Origin of the sequence: Arthrobacter sp. HMWF013, assembly GCF_003061105.1 — a bacterium.
Classification (GTDB): domain Bacteria; phylum Actinomycetota; class Actinomycetes; order Actinomycetales; family Micrococcaceae; genus Arthrobacter.
Map to the genome: position 1 here is coordinate 1 of NZ_QAIQ01000711.1, position 1650 is coordinate 1650.

At 69.5% G+C, this 1650-nt stretch carries 1 protein-coding gene and 1 pseudogene; both read left to right on the forward strand.

Features of this window, described 5'->3' with window-relative positions:
* Nucleotides 1-1064: PEP-utilizing enzyme (locus DBR22_RS23000; RefSeq protein WP_258229425.1), on the forward strand; the 1064-nt coding region annotated here is incomplete at its 5' end.
* A 100-nt stretch (nt 1065-1164) separates the two neighbouring features.
* A pseudogene (locus tag DBR22_RS23005) lies at nt 1165-1650 on the forward strand (hypothetical protein); the annotation flags it as partial.

The following is a 1650-nucleotide window of genomic DNA, read 5'->3' on the forward strand; positions in this document are numbered from 1 at the left end:
TCGCGCAGGTCATCAGGAACGACGGCGGATCCCGCGCCGCGGTGGCGGGCCGGGAACCCGCAGAAGTCGCCGCAGACTACCGCTCGGGTGGGCTTCCCGCGGAGCTGCAGGCAGGCCTGGCGAGGTTTATGGGCCAGTACGGGCACCGCGCGGTGGCGGAGATCGACGTCGGGATGCCCCGCTGGTCAGATGACCCCACCCACATTATCGGCGTCCTGGCCAACTACCTTCGGCTCGAAAATTCATCCGTGGCTCCGGATGTCCAGTTCAGCAATGCTGCCGAGGAGGCGGAGGCGTGTGTGGAACGCCTGGTGGCCGAGGCGCGTGCCCGGGGCCGGCTCCGCGGCGCAGTGGTGCGGGCGGCGTTGCGGCGGGCCCGGCTGTTTGCCGGGCTCCGCGAGCTGCCGAAGTACCTGCTGGTGATTGGCCTTGCTGAAGTGCGGAAGGAACTGGCCATGGTGGGCGCCGCGCTGGTCGAATCCGGGGTGGTGGCCCAGGCGGAAGACGTGTTCTTCCTGGACCTGGTTGAAGCCAGGGCCGGCCTGGCGCACGGGATCCTGAACGCCGCAGATGTGCCTGCCGGTGGTGACGGAACGCGGCCGGCAGACCTGCGGGCCCTGGTGGCGCGGCGGCGTGCCGCGTACGCGCAGGAACTGGAGCGGCGCCACGTGCCGCGGGTGCTCCTCTCGGACGGAACGGAACCGGAGACGCTGCAGCCGGCCGGAACACCGGGGATGCCCGCAGTGCCGGGCGCTCTCGCGGGAAGCCCTGCCTCGGCAGGAACGGTCACCGCAGCGGCCCGGGTCATCCTGGACCCGGTGGGAGCACACCTGGAACCGGGCGAGATCCTGGTGGCACCGTCCACCGACCCCGGCTGGACCCCGCTGTTCCTGACGGCCGGTGGCCTGGTCATGGAGATGGGCGGTCCAAATTCACACGGGGCCGTCGTGGCGCGGGAGTACGGCATCCCGGCAGTGGTGGGCGTTCCGGACGCCACCCTGCGGCTCGCCACCGGCCAGAAGATTACGGTCGACGGCGGGGCCGGCACCGTGGTGCCCGCATAACCGGACTGTCCTCCGGTTGAGGCGGCGCCTTAGGGATGTGCGCGGCGCCAGCCAGGCGTAATCTGAAGGTATGGGCTCCACGGATGAAAACGGGTCTGGCATGAAACGCACCTGGTTGCGCTGGGTTCCCGCAGCAGCTGTACCTGCAGTGATAGCGGCCGGTGTTCTGGCGGGATCCATTCCGGCGCGCGCGGGCGATCCATTACCCGGGAAATCCGCCGCCGAGGTCCTGACCCTCTTGGGCCAGCACAGCACCAGGTCATTTTCCGGAACAATCGAGCAGTCCTCCGAGCTGGGCCTGCCTGATCTGCCTGCCGTCGGTCCCAGATCAGGACCGGCATCTGCCGGTGGGGCTGCCTCCATCGCTGAGCTTCTGACCGGCGAACACACCGCCCGGATCTTCATGGACGGGCCGGCAAAGGTCCGCGTCCAGGTGGTGGACAGGCTCGCCGAACGCGATGTCATCCGGCGGGACAGCGACGTGTGGTTCTACAACTCCAAGGACAACAGCGCGGCGCACCTGACCCTGCCCGCCAAAGCCAGCGACCTGCCCCTTCCGGCACCGGACGCCCCCGTTCCCTCCACC